The sequence below is a fragment of the Sedimentibacter sp. MB35-C1 genome, from assembly GCF_030913635.1.
GTDB lineage: Bacteria > Bacillota > Clostridia > Tissierellales > Sedimentibacteraceae > Sedimentibacter.
Genome location: NZ_CP133188.1, coordinates 1225512 through 1244278, shown reverse-complemented (window position 1 = coordinate 1244278; position 18767 = coordinate 1225512). Strand labels below are relative to the sequence as shown.

The window sequence follows — 18767 nt, the reverse complement described above, 5'->3', positions numbered from 1 at the left end:
ATCAAATAGTATTCCGAATACAATTAATTTTATATTAACTATTTGTAATTTAAACTTTTTAGGTTGATAAGCAATTGCATCATATCGTTTTTATTAATTATTAATTATTTTTTTTAATTTTAGATTATTTAAATATTAATTTTTTGTAACATTACCCAAATACTACTTTTTATTTTTAGAATAATTAAATTTAGCTTTGGCCTCAATTTTTACATAAAAAAACAGAGACCTATTAATCTCTGTTTAGTTTTTATTTTTTGTTTTTATTCATTTCATTGTAATAATATGTTAGCGAAAACAAGCTTTCATTTAAATGTACATTTTCAACATGCACATACTCCGGCATTTTTAAATCTTTTGGGGCAAAATTCCAAATAGCTGTAATACCACACTGAACCACAAGCTCAGCTATTTGTTGACTTACACTCTTCGGAGTACATATTACAACTATATCAATTTTTTCCTGTTTCAGAAAATCCTCTATCCCGTCAATGTCTTTAATTATAGCGTTTCTGATAGATAATCCGATAAGCTTTGGATTTTTATCAAACAAAGCCACAACTTCATAGTCAGCCTCGTAAAATCCTGTGTAATTTGCAATCGCCTGACCGATATTTCCTGCACCGATAATTATTATCTTGTACTTATTGTCCAAGCCAAGTATTTTTGCTATTTCATTCCTTAAATTTTCAACATCATACCCAAATCCTTGTTGCCCGAATCCTCCGAAGTTATTTAAGTCTTGACGGATTTGCGATGCCGAAAAACCGGTCATCTCACTTAATTCCCTCGAAGAAGTTTTATTAATTCCTGTTTTCGTTAATTCGCCCAGATATCTGTAGTATTTCGGTAACCTTCTGATAACTGCAGGTGATATTTTTTCGTGTTTATCCATAATGCAACCTCCTGCTGTTATTTTAACAATCTTTTTATTGCAATGCAACCTTTATTTTTAAAAAATAAACTTTTTTTCACAAATCCTATGAATTTTTCATAATGATACTTTCAATTACATTTACAGCCTCTTCGCAAGCATCGCAACATTTTTCAAGTCTGTTAAATGCAATTGTCCATGTCATAATTTCAATAGCATTTGTAGAAGTCATATGAAGTTTCCTTACAGCTTCCGTATACAGGTTGTCCCCATCTTCCTCCAGTTTGTTGATGCGAACTATCTTATTATGAATTTCCTTTGATTTTTTAAAATTTTTAAATTCTATCAATGCAAGCTGCAGCTCTTCACAACTCTGAAGTATCAGCTTTGAAAATCTGAGTGCATCATTTCTTATTTCCTTGACATTGTACATGTACATGTGTAGCAACACATCTTCTATGCTGTCTGTAATATCATCAATTTCATGCACTAAAGATACAATGTCCTCTCTTTCTATAGGAGTTATAAATTCCTTTGCAAGTCTCCTTGTAATTTCATGTCCGTGAAGATCCGATGAATGCTCTATATCGTGCATTTTTTTCATCTTTTCTTCCATTGCTGATGCATCAAAATTAATAAGAATTTCATCTAACATTTTAGCTGCATCACAACAAAATTCGGACAATTGTACAAAACTGTCAAAATAATCATATTCGTTTTTACGCGCCATAGTACACCTCTGCATTTAAAATAAATTCATAAATAGCTTAGCCATTAAATAGCCAATCACTCCGCATCCTGGAAAAGTAAGAATCCATGTCCATACCATTTCACTAACCAGCCCCCAGTTAACTGAAGTTATTCTTTTAGCCGCTCCCACCCCCATGATTGCTGTGGTTTTAGTATGAGTTGTGCTTACGGGAATACCTGAAACGGATGAGATAAGAAGGCAGGTTGTTGCTGCCATATCAGCAGAAAACCCTTGATACTTTTCAAGCCTGCACATATCCATTCCTACTGATTTTATTATCTTATACCCACCTATTGATGTTCCAAGGCCCATTATAATTGAACATACCAACATCATCCAGACAGGGATCTGAAAATTTGTCACACCTGCCTGTCCATTAGCAAGAAAAATTCCAAGCATAAATACACCCATAAACTTTTGCCCATCTTGCGCACCGTGCATGAATGCCATCGCCGCTCCACTGGCTACTTGAGCATTCTGAAAAATTATATTTGTCGTTCTTCTGCTGAAGCCTCTGAAAATAAACTCCGTTAACTTAACAACAATCCATCCCATTCCAAAACCCATGAAAGTTGAGAGCACAAGACCGTATATTACCTTAACCCATTCGGCAATATTTATACCGGACAACCCATTGTGCAATGCAATGGCAGCACCTGAAATTCCGGCAATTAAAGCATGGCTTTCGCTTGTAGGGATTCCAAACCACCACGCAGCGGTAGCCCATGTAACAATTGCAAACAAAGCTGCACATAACGCAACCAACGCTTCTCTGGAGTTCCCTCCGAAATCCACCATATTATATATTGTCTGTGCAACGTTTGAATTTATCATTGTCATTATAAAAACACCAAAAAAATTAAAAACTGCTGCCATAAAAATTGCATTTCTAGCAGTAATTGAACGTGTTGAAACACAGGTTGCTATAGCATTCGGAGCATCCGTCCAACCGTTAACCATGATTACTCCCAGAGTCAACAAGGTAGTTACCAGCAATAAAGGATTAGATGTAATCTGCACCAAAAAACTCGAAAATGTCACATCCATAAAATTACCTTCTCCCATTTCCTTAAGTAGTTATTACACTTTTATATAATTTACATAAAATTAACTCGAATATTACAAACAATCTAAATATACCATAACGGCACCACTTTTTCCACTTATTTTTATTTGCTTTTACATCCGATATTATCAGTAACTATTTGCGTTTAATTTGAATATTATAATAACTGAAACTTAATTTGGGAGGGTGTTTATGAAAAAAATTATTTCTTTACTTATTGTTGTTGTGCTCATGTCTTCGCTGCTAATGACAGGATGCCAACAGCAAGAAGAGCAAATGACAAATGTCAGACTTATTGAAGTCACACACTCAATATTCTACGCACCTCAATATGTGGCCATTGAAAAAGGTTTTTTTGAAGAACAGGGACTGAAAATTGATCTTACCAACGGCGGCGGAGCTGATAAATGTATGGCAGCTATGGTTAGCGGAGAAGCGGATATTGCATTTATGGGACCTGAAGCAAGCGTATATGTATATCTTCAGGGAAGAGAAGATCATGCAGTTAACTTTGCACAGTTAACCCAAAGAGACGGGTCCTTTATAGTTGGAAGAGAAAAAGATGATGATTTTACAATTGATAAGCTAAAAGGCAAAACCATACTCGGCGGACGTAAAGGCGGAGTTCCTTTAATGACATTGGAATATGTTATTAAGCAAAGCGGTCTGACACCCGGAGTAGATATTGATGTCAGGACAGATGTGCAGTTTGACATGATGGCAGGAGCATTTCAATCAGGTGAAGCAGATTACACCACATTATTTGAGCCGTTAGCATCTACATTCGAGCTTCAAGGAAACGGCTATGTACTTGAATCTGTAGGATCTCTCGCAGGATATATACCATATACCTGCTACAGCTCTTTAGGAAGCTATATCGAAAAAAACCCTGATATAATTCAAGGTTTTTCAAATGCTCTGTATAAGGGTATGGTATGGGTTGATGAGCATACTTCTCAGGAAGTTGCTGAAGCAATACTGCCGCAATTCCCTGATTCAGATGCAGAATTTATAGCAAAGATAGTACAGACTTACAAAGACTTAGATACTTGGAACCCAGATTTAGTGTTAGGTGAGGAAGGCTACAACAGATTAATAGATATTATGAAAACAGCAGGTGAAATTGAAGAAGGCGCTCCATATGATAAAATTCAAACACCTGAATTTGCAAATAAAGCTAAAGAAAACTACAAGTAGCTCACTAAAAAACTTCAGCCTATGCTGAAGCCTTATACGAAGTTGAAGAATCTCATTTAGAGATTCTTCCTTTTAAATTAATACTGATTAAACACAGGCATTATACCACTATCGGTGAAATCCAAGCCGGCCTCCTGGAATGAAAGCCCTTCAATGCTATACTCTACATCAGCAACACCAAATTGTTCTAAGCAAAGAACAACTATTGCATCCATATCAGAAAACTCCTCCTCAGACAAATTAACCGCTTCAACACCTAAATTTACAACCGCGGTATCGCCTTTAACATTTACATCTCTTAAATTTATTCCTACAGGAATATTATTACTCAGCACTGTATCTTCGGGAGGACCGTTAAATAATTTTTCCACGACGGAAACTGCTGGATTGTCAATTTTACTGGCAGAAAAAGTAACAGGTACATAATGACCGGCAACTTCTGTATCAGGGGCTTTATAATAAACCGTTAGATTAACGCCATCCGCAGAGCCGTACAAATTAATGTTTTCCCTTTCAAACGCAGTATCTATAGCATATCCTTTAGGTAATGAAGCCAACGCCTGACCTTCTACAAGCAATTCAACTTTATTTATTGTAGAGAATTCAGTAAGCGTATATGTAATAGCTGAAATCATATTTTCTTCCTGTTCATATGAAGAAGAATTTAATACATTTTTGCTAAAATCAACTCTGCAAAGCCCATCTTTAATAGACATACCCCTTATCTCAGTCCCTTCCGGCAATACTCCATGAAGTCCAGACTGAGCAATTCTTTTTTCTGTTTCACTGCCTGCGACCATGCTTCTAAGTGTAGCCTTTGCAATTCCTTCTTCCCATGGAATTTTTGTATTTACCGGAACTACAAATCCGTTTTCGTCCTCATAATAAGCAAGTATATCAGCCATTTTCGTATCTTCGGCATTTACCGTCACTGTTTCGATTACAGGTTCCTCGTCAACTTCCTCTCCTATGGCATCTTCTACAATTTCAAAATCTGACATGTCTTCCAATTCTGCTATATCCGGATTATTGCCCTCCTTAAGACCTACCATCATATCTAAAGTACTGCATCCTGTTATACCTACTGCCAAACAAATAATCAATATCAGAGATATAATTTTATTATAAGCCAATTTTCAAACCCTCCTCACGTCTTTATATTTACTATTATATTTAGCATGTACCCGGGATATGAATAATTTATTTAAATATATTATACCTCTTATATATTGATATGCGCCCATAACAGGCACAAACTATTTCATCATAATTACTCCGGCAAGCAAACCCCTCCTGCCCTCTTGACCTCTGTGTGAAAAAAACAAGTCGTTATTGCATTTGGTGCATATACCGGAAAGTTCGATATTTTCCTCTCGTATACCCTCTTGCATCAGTAAGTATTTGTTTATTCCCCATAAATCAAAAAAATATTTTGGTTTATTAGTTTCCATAAAATTTCTGAATTCTTTATTCTCATTGAGAAACATGTCCGCAACATCCTTATCAACTTCAAAGCAGCACTGCCCTAACGAAGGCCCTATTGCAGTGATTATATCTTTAGGATTAGATCTGAACTTGTTTACCATTTCTCTGACCATCTTTCCGGTTATATTCAGCAATGTCCCTCTCCATCCTGCATGGGCAAGGGCAATTACTTCTTTTATAGGGTCATAGTAAAAAACAGGGGTACAATCAGCGTGGAAGGACATGAGAGCTAAGTTTTTTTTATCTGTATATATACCGTCAATATCCTTAAAAGGTGATTCTTCAAATGCTTTTCCCTTATGTTCCTCCGACACGTACTTAACATTGTTCGTATGAGTTTGGTTTGTCTCCACAATATCTTCAACTCTTATACCAAGTCTTTTTGACATTATTTCTATATTTGTTTTAACATTTTTATCACTATCCCCCGTACTGAACCCTATGTTCATGGATTCAAATGCTCCGCAGCTTACCCCTCCTTTTCTTGTGGTAAAGCAGTGCAGCAGGTTATTATATTTCTCAAAAGACGGAAAAGTGATATATTCAAAATCTTGTTTTTTATTCAGTCTGTACATGGCAGCTCCTTTATTAATAATACTGATATTATATGCAAAATTATATCACATTGATTTTTTTTTGTATATGATGAACAAGTATATGTATATTTTATTTTTATGTTATGCTAAAATAAATGTGTAATTATTATATGTGTTTAATTTTATATATTTGAACATGTCAGATAAGGAGGAATTATGATAATATCGCCTGTTTTTGATAAGAACAGCAAAAAAGCATTATACATACAGCTGTATGAATATATTAAATCAGAAATAACCTCAGGTTTATTAAAACCGGATTCAAAGCTTCCTTCAATCAGAGAGGCATCTTCATCTTTAAACTTGAGCAAGACTACTATAGAAAACGCGTACAGTCAGCTTGTCGCTGAAGGTTATATAGAAAATTCTCCAAAGAGAGGCTACTATGTATGTGATTTAAGCGAATATTATTTTGAAATAAATTCCAAACCTCAAAAAAAAATATTGAGTCATTCAAATGAAACAGAATACATTAATGACGGCGTAGACAAAGACAGCTTTGATTCATCTTCTTGGAAAAGGCTGTATAACAAAGTTATTTCTGATGAATATACAGATATTTATAGCAGTGGTTCAATTCAAGGAGAAAAAATTTTAAGGGAGGAAATTGCAAATTTTGTAAATACAATGCGAGGAGGCCATACAAGTCCTCAACAGATAATTGTCGGTGCCGGGGTTCAATATCTTCTAGGAATACTAATAGGAATAATTAAGGAAAATTACAACACCGTAGCAATTGAAAAACCAGGATTCAACAAAGCTGAATACATATTTGAAGATTACATGTTCAACATAGAACATATAGCTGTCACAGATAATGGATTTCCTGTTAATGAACTTCTGAAAAGTAATGCAAGGCTTATTTATATAAGTCCGTCACACCAGTATCCCCTTGGAACGATAATGCCTGTAAATAAACGTATGGAACTTTTAGAATGGGCATATAGAAATGATGGCCTTATTATAGAAGATGACTACGACGCAATGATAAGATACGGAGGGATGCCTATTCCTTGCCTTCAGGGAATGGATAAAAACGATTGTGTTGTATATCTCGGCTCATTCTCCAAAATGCTTTTGCCATCACTAAGAATCAGTTTCATGGTTTTGCCGAAAAAACTTCTGACTGAATACAGTCTTATTAAAACAAGACATACTCAGTCAACTTCCAAAATAGATCAGATTGTATTGGCAAATTTCATGAAGGATGGATATATGCTGAAACATCTTCGGAAAATAAAAAGAGTGTACAAAAAGAAGAGTATGCTTCTTACAGGAAGTTTAAAAACAGAATATAAAGATAACTTGGAAATAATAAATTCGGATTCAGGTCTTCACATAGTATGCGAAGCAAAAACAATTAAAAATGAATCTCAAATAGCAAAAGATGCAAAAAATTCTTGCATACTGCTGAATATCATAAGCCATAAAAACAACAGATTAGTATTTTCATTAAATTACAGCGGAATAAGCGCAAATGAAATTCATGACTTTACTGTCAAGCTTGGAAAAGTGCTCTTTAAATAAAAAGATGTAATAAATGGTTATATAAATTAACAACAATCTGCCTCCTTGGCAGCTTTATCGATAATGGAGGAGACGGAAAAATTCCGTCCTCCGTTTATTATTTATTTTTAAACAAATCTTTATATAGCTCTCCCACCAGCATTGGAATAAATGCAAATGTTAGTATTATACGCCAGTCCAACATTGTTAACGGCATTACATCAAAGATTTCATTTAAGATTGGAATATACAGTACAAGAACCGTAAGCACAAATGATACTAGCACAGCCTGAATCATTCTGATATTTGAAAAAAATCCAATTTTAAACAATGTGTATGTTTGAGACCTGGATGAAAATGCCCTCAAAAGCTCTGCCGTAATCAACGTTGTAAACACAACTGATCTGACATGAATCAAGCCTTTTCCCACGCCGTACATTCTTGAAGCCCAATAATAAGAGAGCAGCGAAGCAAGAGCAATTGCAACTGCTTGAAATACAATTCCAGCCATCATACTTTTATCTAATATAGGTTGCTTTGTATTTCTAGGCGGCTGGTTCATGATTCCAGGTTCTGCATTCTCCACTCCCAAAGCCATCGCCGGAAAGCTGTCCGTAACAAGATTGAGCCACAAAAGCTGAATAGGAACCAAAGGTACTTCCCACCCCAATAATATGCTTAAAAAAACCAGAAGTATCTCTCCAATATTGCAACTTAAAAGAAAGAAAACAAATTTTTTGATATTGCTGAAAATTATTCTTCCTTCCTCAACAGCGTTTACAATTGTTGAAAAATTATCATCCGTAAGAATAACCTCCGCTGTATTTTTCGCAACATCAGTTCCGGTAATTCCCATTGCAACCCCTATGTCAGCTTTTTTAAGAGCAAGAGCATCATTCACACCGTCACCGGTCATCGACGTTATATATCCGTTATCTTTTAGTGCAGTAACTATTTTAACCTTATGTTCCGGTGAAACCCTTGCATAAACTTTTGTCTTGTTAACGACTTCTCTTAACTCCTCATCTGAGTAATTATCAAGTTCTTCTCCCATTATTGCCTGAGTTTCAGATTCTACCATGCCAAGGTCTTTTGCTATTGCATAGGCAGTTTCCTTGTAATCACCCGTAATCATTACCGTTTCAATTCCTGCTGCTTTGCAAAGTTTTATTGACTCTTTGACTTCAGGTCTTGCCGGATCAATCATTCCAACCAGCCCCACAAATATCATGTCTTTTTCAACAAAATCAGGGCTTGGATTTTCTGGAACATCATTCCATATGTTATATGCCATCGAAAGTACTCTCAATGCAGAACGCGCGAACCTTTTATTTACTGAAAGCACTCTATTCTTAAGTTCATCTGTAAAATCAACAATCTTTCCATTCAAAGCTATTTTTGTGCACCTGCTTATAACTATGTCGGGAGCACCCTTTGTAAAAGAGACTACTTTGTTGTTAATGTAATTTGAATGAAACGTTGTCATCATCTTCCGTACAGAATCAAATGGCAGTTCTCCGATTCGAGGGTATACCATATTAAGCTGTTCGGCAGTTTGTCCCAGTTTTCCCGCAAAAGTTATAATTGCTCCTTCCGTTGGATCACCGGTTATTTTATATATGCCTGACGAATTATCCAGCTGTGCATCGTTGGCAAGCGAACCTACAGATACAAGGTTTCTCAGATTGGGAAGTGAGTTTATATTTATTCTTCTTCCATCACACTTAACATCGCCGACAGGATCGTATCCTCCTCCTTCTATATCAAGAATTCTATCATCGACAAATGCTTTTACAACAGTCATTTCATTTTGTGTGAGTGTTCCTGTTTTATCTGAGCATATAACGGATGTAGCCCCTAATGTTTCAACCGCTAAAAGTTTTTTAACTATGGCATTCTTCCCTGCCATTCTGTTCATCCCGATTGCCAAAACTATTGTAACAATAGCCGGCAGTCCCTCAGGTATTGCAGCAACTGCAAGGCTTATTGAAGTCAAAAGCATGTCCAGAACCTGTCTTCCTTGAAAAGATCCCAGTAAGAATACAACTATACATATTAGAATTGTAAGCGTACCCAGCACTTTTCCAAGTTGGTTCAGCTTAACCTGCAGAGGGGTTTCCTCATCATCATAGGACTGAATTTTTGTAGCAATGTTTCCAATTTCCGTATTATGTCCTGTTCCCACAACGACACCTTTACCTCTGCCATAAGTGACAATGGTACTTGAAAATCCCATGTTGTGCCTGTCTCCTATTCCGACGCTACCTGCTATCTGAGATTTTGAATCCTTTTCCACGGGAACGGATTCTCCCGTCAAAGATGCCTCCTCGACTTTCATGTTAGAGGTGTCCAGCAGCCTCATGTCAGCAGGAATTATATCTCCGGCCTCTAAAACCACCACATCACCCGGTACAATTTCAGCAGCCGGCAATGTTACAACGATTCCTTCTCTTACTACTTTTGCGTTCGGTGCACTCATTTTTTGAAGTGCTTCTACAGATTTTTCCGCCTTTCCCTCCTGGTAGATACCCAGTATGGCATTTATTATTACAATTGCCAATATTACAAAAGCATCTTCCTTTTCGCCTACAAATGCCGATATACCTGCAGCAATCAACAAAATAATAATTAAAAAATCTGCAAATTGTGCAATAACTTTTGAAACAAAACTCTTTTTTGCTTGTTCCTCCAGCTCATTTCTTCCGTACTCCTCTAGCCTCTTAGCTGCCTCTTCGTTGCTTAGCCCGTAACTTAAATTAGTTACCAGTTCATTTAATACTTCTTTTTTACCTTTGTTATACCATTCCAAATTATTTCCCCCTAACAAATAATTTGATGTTGTTAAAATTTCTTTTGCAACATTCAATAGTATAATATATTATGTTATTTTCTATTTATTACTTAATATTTGTCCCATTCTTACTCCCATGAGAGAAGCCATCATTAATCCGCGTGTCCAGCCACTGGCATCTCCCAAGCAATACAAATTTTTAATGCTTGTTTCAAAATTTGTACTTAGTTCAACCTTATTGCTATAGAACTTAACCTCAGGCCCGTAAAGCAATGTCTCTGTTGATGCAAATCCAGGCACAACCGTATTCAGTGCTTCTATAAAGTTTATAATATTTGTCATCGTCCTGTATGGTATTGCAGATGTTATATCCCCGGCAACTGCGTCAGGCAGCGTTGGAACAACATTTGATCTGGACAGCTCAGATTGCCATGTCCTTTTACCGTCCAGAATATCTCCGTATCTTTGAACAAGAATTTTCCCATCTCCAAGCATATTTAAAAGCTCCGCAACCTTGGCTCCATACTTTATAGGTTCATTGAAAGGATAACTGAAATTATGAGAGCTTAGTATAGCAAGGTTCGTGTTGTTAGATTTTCTTCCCTTGTATGAGTGCCCGTTCACAACTGCAAGGCTGTCGTCATAGTTCTCCTGGCTTACAAATCCTCCCGGATTTTGGCAAAATGTCCTTACCTTATCCTTAAACGGAGCAGGATAACCTATCAGCTTTGATTCATAAAGAATGTTATTTACTCTTTCCATTACCTCGTTTCGCACTTCAACCCTCACGCCTATATCAACTGTTCCTGCATGGTGGTTTATATTATGCTCTACGCAAAGTGCTTTTACCCAGTCGGCACCTTTTCTACCGGCTGATATTACCACATTGTCCGCATAGAATTTTTCCTCCTGGTTTTTCTTTAATGAGTCTGTTGTAACAACACCTATTACACACTCGTTTTCTACTATTATATCTTTTGTTGTTGTTCCGAATTTAACTTCAACACCACTATCCAGAAGATGATTCTGTATTTTTCTATAAATATCCTGGGCTTTTTCAGTTCCCAAGTGCCTTATAGGGCAGTCCACCAGTTTAAGCCCTGCTTCTATAGCTTTCCTTCTTACCTCTTTTATTTCCTCCTTGGCATTGATTCCTTCTATCTTAGTGTCTGCACCAAAGCTGAGATATATATCGTCAGTATAATTTATTAATTCCTGAGTGTATTCATATCCTATTAATTCCGGTAAGTCTCCTCCAACTTCAGGACTTAACGACAACTTACCGTCAGAAAACGCACCCGCTCCGGAAAAACCGGTTGTTATGCTGCAATATGGCTGGCAGTTAATGCATTTTTTCGTTTTATCCTTTGGGCAGTTTCTTTTTTCAATGGCTTTCCCTTGCTCAACCAACAATATTTTTTTATCAGGGTACTTTCTGTTAAACTCAAAAGCAGTAAATATGCCTGACGGTCCGGCCCCAACAATAATTAAATTATATTTCATCACAATCTCCTTGTATTTGTTATGCTGTTTCTAATTTTGCATCAAAATAATTTTATGTCACTATAATAGTACATAAATATTATACTTTTCTTGTGCAAATGTGTCATTAAAATATTGGATTTAGTATTCAATTAATACTACTTCATTTTCATTAATTCCAGATGTTATTTCTACATAGTCATCATTTTTTAATCCTGTAGTTACTTCTCTTTCAACTTCATTTCCATCTTCTATAACAGTCACATATTCTTTTTTGCTTTTCTCATATACAGCATCTCTATCCACCATAAGAACATCTTTTTTCTCTTCCAGAATAATTACGGTATCTACTTCAGTTCCAATTTTTATTTTCATATCTTCTATGAAGTCTGCTTCTATTCTTACCCTTTTCTGCTCGACTCCCAGCTCGGATATTGTTGATTCAGCCTTAGGGTAAATTCTATTGATTTTCAACTCATATGAATTATTTCCCGCATTGATTATGAAAGGCATTCCTGTAACAATTTTAGCTGTATCTTCTGCCAGTATTTCTACGTAAATTCCAAGGCTGTTTTCGTCCTGTATTTCAACAACCGGAACACCTGTCTTTGTCATACTTCCCTGATGTACATTCAGCTCAGTAATAATTCCGTCAAATTCAGCTTTTACAGATGACTGTTCAATCTTTTGTTCAATTATTTTTATTTGAACCATTATTTCCTCTATCTGTGCTTCGTACTGCTTTTTAACATTACCGGATACTCCCTGCATCATTAAATCATAGTTATTTTTTGCTTCCTGAAGCTGATTTTCCAAAGAAGAAACATTGTTTTCCGCTTCCTTATATTCTACCTCACTAACCGCACTATTTTCGTACAAATTCTTGATCTTTTCTAAATTATCTTTAGCAAGTTCAAGGCTGCTTTCAATAGTGCTTATATTGAGTCTTAAATTTGATATTTCTTGAAAATCCGCTCCTTTAACTGTCTCGTTATACAGTGCCGTTATCGCCTCAATCTGCTTGTTTGCTCTTTCTATCTCCAGGTCATAGCTGTTTTCGTAGGTTAATATTATATCCCCGTTTTTCACCTTATCTCCTATTGAAAAATTGAGTACCTTTACCCTTTGGCTCATATCCGAGTAAAATGTATTTACTCTTTTTGAAAAAACCGTTCCTGTTTCTTCCAGTGTACTTTGTATGGTACCTTTTTTTGCCTTTGCCGTATTTCCTTCGTAAGAGTTCCGTCCACCTGATAATACTGAAAAAGCAACAATAAAAGCAAACACTAAGAATATTGTTAATATTAAGTACTTCTTTTTATATCTTATTTTCATTTTGCCCTCCAATTTATAATTATGATATTCTGTTTTTTAATGCTTGCATAAAATCAAGCTTGTTTATTTTCGCATACGTCATTAACTGAGCAAGCATAATAAATACTATAGTAAGAATTATTGAAACAACTATATTTGATAGATTGACAGGCTCATTCATTGTATAAACATCCGTAGTAAATGATTCACCTAAATAAGCAATCAGCCACAACCCCATCGGTATACCTGCCACGATTCCTATTACCGTCATAATCATATTTTCACGAATCAGCATGCTGAATATTTCCTTTTTTGAAAAACCCATTACTCTGAGCGATGAAAATTCCAATGTTCTTTCATTTATACTCATAAGCGTCATGCTGTATACGATTATAAAACCTAAAAGCCCTGAAAACACAACCATAAATCCCATAGACATAGCTGTAATCGCAGTAAACTCCTCAAATGCTTTTTTCATATCGTACTGTGACTGCACAGTAATATTTTTCATATCTTCAAGTTTATTAATAACATCGTCGTCAGAATTTATATAAACACCATTAATAGTTCTCTTGTCAAGAAAGCACTCTCTAAGATAATCAATATCTATATACGCGTTTATCCCCAACGATTGCTTGATGATTCCCTTTACTCTCACATAGTTGCTGTCATCGTCAACAAAGCTGTCCAGTAATATTTCGTCTCCCATTTTAATATTCAAAGCATTTGCCAGATTTGATGAAATTAATATTCCATCAGAAGGAATATAAGCCTTATTACCATTCATGTCCATAAAATCATAAAAAACCGTATCCTTCTTTAAGCCTATAATATTAACAATTTTTGATTTTTTCCCGTTTATTATTTCAAACGGTATTTCTATTCTGCCCTCCATATTTTTTATACTTATGGATTCTTTAAATTCGTTCACAACATCATCATTCTTAAATCCATCAAAGCTTACATTATACTGAGCCTTTATAAATTCGCCGTAATGCTTGTTAAACATTACATCCATTACATTTATCATCCATATTGTCATAATCATCATACCGCAAGTTATAGAAACTGCCGCTCCAATGAAAACAAACTTCTTTTTTTCTCTGAATATACTTCTTAAAACAATCTTCCATGAAAATGGAACATGATTCCAAATTGGTTTTATATTTTCTATAAATATTCTCCTGCCTTGCTTAGGAGACTCGGGTTTCATAGCTTCAGCAGGATTTATACTCAAAATTCCTTTTACACCCCAGAAACCAGCAGCAACACAAAACATCAATGATAGCAGAACCGAAACAAATATTCTATAATAATAAACTTTTACTGTCAACATTGGAATATTAAAGAAAACAAGATAATAATTTGTCATCATTCCTGACAATGCAGTTCCTATAAGTGACCCTGCAAGCCCTCCTATAAATCCTACCGATGCAGCATATTTTAGGTAATGAATAACTATTTCACTGTTCATAAATCCCAATGCCTTTAATACACCTATTGATGTCCTGTCCTTTTTAACTATTCTTGACAGCATTGTGGAAAGCATTATGCCAGCAAAAACCAAAAATACAACCGGAATTGATTTCGACATCATTTCCAAACCGGAAATTTCCTCTGAAAGCATACTGTTGCTCAACTGGTCAGATTTCTTAATTACTCTCGTAACGCCGTAATCGTCGAGCCTGTTTTCAAGGTATTCCGCAGTTTTTTCTACATTTCCTCCTTCATTAAGTTTAACCAGCATTTCATTGAAATTGCCGCCTGACCCATAAACATTCCTCAAATAATTTTCTTCAATAAAAACAATGCCGAACCCCTCAGGGTCTGGAAGCAATGTCTGCTCGTTTTGCATCATATACACATACTCCGAACTTGATGCTATCCCTGAAACATTATATTCATGCTGTTTACCGTTAATTTTTATCTGTATAGAATCACCGATCTTTATACCTCTGGCTGAAGCAAACTGCTCTATAACGATTACATTTTTTTCATTCAAATCTCTTTTGCCTGATTTAATAAACAACTTACTTATTTCATTCTCATGTTTATCCACAGAAACTACCCGTATATCAACATTGCTATTTTCATTGTCAGTTATCATCTTTGTATCAAATACAATTCTTGCATCTACTTGCTTAATTTCGTGATCTCCTAAGAGCTTTCCTTCTAGATTTCCCGGTATTCCTGTACCTTTTATAAAGATATCTGCAAAATTTGCTTCCACATAGTATTCATCAATTGCGTCTCTTAAGTTAATAGCAGAATTACTGACCGCAGTAAAAACGAAAATACCCGTTACTATGATTGCAAGCACTGCAATGTATTGACCTTTGGTAGTCTTGATCATTCTAAAAAGTCTTTTATCAAGCTTTTTCATTACCATTCAATCCTTTCAGCAGCTATTGGATTTTCATTAACTGTTATTTCAGTTATTTTTCCGCTTCTCATTTTAATAACCTGATCCGCCATCTGTGCAATTGACGAATTGTGGGTTATTACAATAACGGTATTTCCATATTTCTTATTTACATCTTTTAGTACTTTTAATATCTGAATACCCGTTTCAAAATCCAATGCACCTGTGGGTTCGTCGCACAGCAAAATCTGTGGATTCTTTGCAACTGCTCTTGCTATGGCAACTCTCTGCTGTTCTCCGCCGCTCATTTGTGATGGAAAATGATCAGCCCTGTCTCCAAGCCCTACTGACTCAAGTACCTCATCAATTCCAATAGCATTCTCACAAAGCTCCGATGCAAGTTCTACATTTTCCTTTGCAGTCAATGTAGCCATTAAATTATAAAACTGAAAAACAAAACCTATTTTATTTCTTCTGTAATATGTGAGTTCCTTGTCACTCATATTTGTTATAAGTTCATTATTAAAATAAGCTCTGCCGTCTGTGGGAGTATCCATACCGCCTATTATATTGAGAAGAGTACTTTTACCCGAACCGCTCGGTCCCAATATTACAACAAAATCACCTTTTTTCACCTCAAAGCTGGCATTTTTAAGCGCCTTCACAGTTACTTCACCCATCTGATAATTTTTGCTTAGCTCTTCAACCCTCAGTATCTTTTCATTCATATACATTCCCTCTTAATCTAGTTTAAAATTCCAAACATAACTATATTAATAAGTTTAATATAGTCATTCTTAACAAGATCATAATATTTATCAAAATTGCTGTCATTATCGATAAAATAAGACAAATACCTTCCTTCGATAACATTTGTTATCCCCATAATAACAGTTACAATATCTTCTTTATCAACATCATTCTTCAATGGCAAATGACTTATCATATCAACAACAATATCTATACCAATCTGCTTTATCTCAGAATATCTGACTGCCAACCTTTTCTGAAGTTTTTTAGGAGAATTATAAAAACTTTTAACTAACAAACTGTAATGCAAAGGATTCTTTACAAAAAAATTATATTTTAATTCTATTAACTTTGTAAGAGCCGAACAAAAGTCCGGATCATAATAATCAAACCCTTCATATGCTTCAAAGACATCATCTATGCACATATTTATAGTTGTTATATATAAATTTTCCTTGTTTTTAAAATAGTGAAAAACAAGCCCTTTTGATACACCTGCATCCCTGCTTATTTTGTCTGTGCTGGCTTTGTCAAATCCATTGTCAGCAAACTCTTTAAGGCTTGCCGATAGTATTTTATCTTTTTTAGTTTCACACGACACGCATAACCCTCCAGTTAATTATTGACTATATAGTCAATTTCATTATACATTATATTGACCATCCAGTCAATAAATGCATAAAAAAACTCAGCAAAAAAATAAGGCTATGTACTAGCCCTATTAATATCTAAAGTTCTCTGCTTCTTATATTTAATTTTTACTATTCTCAATTTTCTCAGCCAAATCATTCAAATAAACCCATCTGTTCATTTTTTCCTCAAGCTTTTTTTCCTGAAAATGTTTTTCATCCATTAATTCCTGCAGTTTGACATAGTCCGTAGAATATTTTTCTAATTGGTTTTCCAAATGAGATATATTGTTTTCAAGCTGAGCTATATCATCATCTATTGTTTCATATTCCCGCAGTTCTCTATAGGTAAATTTAAGCTTTTTTGGTTTTTCTCTTATTTCTTTTGTAACACTTTTTTCTTTTTTTTGTTTCTCATCAACATTTTTGCGTTCATTAGCTGATTTTTCTGAAATATAATCCGAATATCCACCGTTATATTCTTTTATTTCACCGATTCCGTCACCTGGAAGTTCTAAAATAGTATTAACTACCTTGTCGAGAAAGTATCTGTCGTGCGAAACAGTTATTACGGCTCCCTTAAAACTCTCAAGATAATCTTCAAGAATTGTCAGAGTCTCTATATCCAAATCATTGGTAGGTTCATCAAGCAATAAAATATTTGGAGATTTCATCAAAACACCCAGCAAGAATAGTCTTCGCCTTTCTCCGCCGGAAAGCCTGTCAATAGTATTGTACTGGAGATCCGAAGAAAACAAAAATTTCTCAAGCATTTGGGAAGCCGTTATTTTACCGTCATTGGTCTCCACTATTTCTGCAATATTTTTAATATAGTCAATCACACGTTCAGAAACATCAATATTATCGGCTTCCTGTGCAAAATAGCCAAGTTTGACTGTACTGCCAATTTCAACATTTCCGCTGTCAGAGCTTATTTTTCCGGCAATAATATTCATCAATGTAGATTTGCCGGAGCCGTTGGCACCTACAATACCCAATCTTGCATCTCTTAAAACAATATATTCAAAATTATCTATTATTTTTTTCCCGCCATAACTTTTTGAAATATTTTTAATTTCAATTGTCTTTTTGCCAAGCCTTGATGATACCGAGCCAACCTCCAACTTATCATCAATTTCTGTTCCCATTTGTTCTTTGAGCTTTTCAAATTCTTGTATTCGTCCCTTTGCCTTTGTTCCCCTTGCTCTCGCTCCTCTCTGAATCCATGCCAATTCTTTTTTGTAGAGCGTCCTTTTTTTCCTCTCACTACTTTGTTCACTTTCCTCACGCAAAGTTTTTAGCTCAAGGAATTTCGAATAATTTCCCTCATAGGCATATAAATTTCCTCTGTGTAGTTCGACTATTCTGTTGGAAACTCTGTTTAGAAAATATCTGTCATGAGTAACCATCAATATTGCTCCACTGTATTTTATCAAGTAATTTTCAAGCCATGCAATCATTTCATTATCTAAATGGTTGGTGGGTTCGTCTAGTATCAGGAGCTCACACGGATTTACCAAAGCACTGGCAATTGCAACCTTTTTTCTCTGCCCCACAGAAAGAAGGCTTACATTTTTATCAAACTCATCTATTCCAAGCTTATTTAATATGGTCTTTGCCTCATACTCCATCAGCACTTTTGTTTCTGAAGAAGCATTTAGAAATATTTGTTCAAGCACCGTCAAGTTATCACTAAACTCAGGCACCTGGGGAAGGTAACCAACCCTTACGCCATTTCTGTAAACAATATTTCCGCTGTCAGGCTCTTCAATCTGTGCAGCAATTTTTAGCAGAGTTGATTTACCTGTTCCGTTTATTCCAACAAAACCAATTTTATCATTACTTTCTATATATAAATTTACATTGTCCAACAAAGGCTTAAGTCCAAAGCTTTTGCTGATATTTTCAAGTGTTAAAATCATATTTCAGCCTTTCAAATTAATATAGCATATCATTTCAGTCTA

14 protein-coding genes are annotated in these 18767 nt (G+C 35.3%); 2 read left to right on the top strand and 12 right to left on the bottom strand.

The annotated features are described in order from the left end of the window. Nucleotides 1-250: 250 nt before the first annotated feature. The 3 genes from RBQ61_RS05700 to RBQ61_RS05690 form a co-directional block, all read right to left on the bottom strand. Nucleotides 251-895, bottom strand: a complete 645-nt coding sequence (locus tag RBQ61_RS05700) for a redox-sensing transcriptional repressor Rex (RefSeq protein WP_308139547.1) — start codon at nt 893-895, stop codon at nt 251-253. 85 nt (nt 896-980) lie between these two features. Then, nucleotides 981-1604: a DUF47 domain-containing protein gene (locus RBQ61_RS05695; RefSeq protein ID WP_308139546.1), complete on the bottom strand. Its 624-nt coding sequence runs from the start codon at nt 1602-1604 to the stop codon at nt 981-983. Between the two features lie 15 nt (nt 1605-1619). After that, nucleotides 1620-2672, bottom strand: a complete 1053-nt coding sequence (locus tag RBQ61_RS05690) for an inorganic phosphate transporter (RefSeq protein ID WP_308139545.1) — start codon at nt 2670-2672, stop codon at nt 1620-1622. A gap of 211 nt (nt 2673-2883) precedes the next feature. On the opposite strand from RBQ61_RS05690, the gene RBQ61_RS05685 reads away from it, so the two are divergent. Then, a complete protein-coding gene (locus tag RBQ61_RS05685) occupies nt 2884-3888 on the top strand; it encodes an ABC transporter substrate-binding protein (protein ID WP_308139544.1) in 1005 nt (334 codons plus the stop codon). A gap of 77 nt (nt 3889-3965) precedes the next feature. Here RBQ61_RS05685 and RBQ61_RS05680 read toward each other — a convergent pair whose 3' ends face one another. Further along, nucleotides 3966-5021 carry a GerMN domain-containing protein gene (locus tag RBQ61_RS05680; protein ID WP_308139543.1) on the bottom strand — a complete coding sequence of 352 codons (1056 nt, stop codon included), beginning with the start codon at nt 5019-5021 and terminating at the stop codon, nt 3966-3968. A gap of 123 nt (nt 5022-5144) precedes the next feature. Continuing rightward, nucleotides 5145-5948 carry a peptidoglycan editing factor PgeF gene (gene pgeF / locus RBQ61_RS05675; protein WP_308139542.1) on the bottom strand — a complete coding sequence of 268 codons (804 nt, stop codon included), beginning with the start codon at nt 5946-5948 and terminating at the stop codon, nt 5145-5147. A 177-nt stretch (nt 5949-6125) separates the two neighbouring features. On the opposite strand from pgeF, the gene RBQ61_RS05670 reads away from it, so the two are divergent. Further along, nucleotides 6126-7496 carry a PLP-dependent aminotransferase family protein gene (locus RBQ61_RS05670; protein WP_308139541.1) on the top strand — a complete coding sequence of 457 codons (1371 nt, stop codon included), beginning with the start codon at nt 6126-6128 and terminating at the stop codon, nt 7494-7496. 97 nt (nt 7497-7593) lie between these two features. On the opposite strand, the gene RBQ61_RS05665 is transcribed toward RBQ61_RS05670, so the two are convergent. From RBQ61_RS05665 to RBQ61_RS05635, 7 genes are all read right to left on the bottom strand, one after another. Further along, on the bottom strand, nt 7594-10284 hold the full coding sequence (locus RBQ61_RS05665; RefSeq protein WP_308139540.1) for a cation-translocating P-type ATPase: 2691 nt from the start codon (nt 10282-10284) through the stop codon (nt 7594-7596). An 81-nt stretch (nt 10285-10365) separates the two neighbouring features. Next, a complete protein-coding gene (locus RBQ61_RS05660) occupies nt 10366-11769 on the bottom strand; it encodes an NAD(P)/FAD-dependent oxidoreductase (RefSeq protein ID WP_308139539.1) in 1404 nt (467 codons plus the stop codon). A gap of 120 nt (nt 11770-11889) precedes the next feature. Next, a complete protein-coding gene (locus RBQ61_RS05655) occupies nt 11890-13083 on the bottom strand; it encodes an efflux RND transporter periplasmic adaptor subunit (protein WP_308139538.1) in 1194 nt (397 codons plus the stop codon). 19 nt (nt 13084-13102) lie between these two features. Next, nucleotides 13103-15445, bottom strand: coding sequence for an FtsX-like permease family protein (locus RBQ61_RS05650; protein ID WP_308139537.1), 2343 nt, complete (start codon nt 15443-15445; stop codon nt 13103-13105). Next, nucleotides 15445-16152 (bottom strand): ABC transporter ATP-binding protein, encoded by a 708-nt coding sequence (locus tag RBQ61_RS05645; protein WP_213925766.1) that lies wholly within the window; start codon nt 16150-16152, stop codon nt 15445-15447. The genes RBQ61_RS05650 and RBQ61_RS05645 overlap by 1 nt, the downstream gene beginning before the upstream one ends. Nucleotides 16153-16169: 17 nt before the next feature. Next, nucleotides 16170-16775: a TetR/AcrR family transcriptional regulator gene (locus RBQ61_RS05640; RefSeq protein ID WP_308139536.1), complete on the bottom strand. Its 606-nt coding sequence runs from the start codon at nt 16773-16775 to the stop codon at nt 16170-16172. A gap of 150 nt (nt 16776-16925) precedes the next feature. Next, complete coding sequence (locus RBQ61_RS05635) at nt 16926-18725, bottom strand: ABC-F family ATP-binding cassette domain-containing protein (protein WP_308139535.1); 1800 nt, start codon at nt 18723-18725, stop codon at nt 16926-16928. Between the last annotated feature and the right edge of the window lie 42 nt (nt 18726-18767).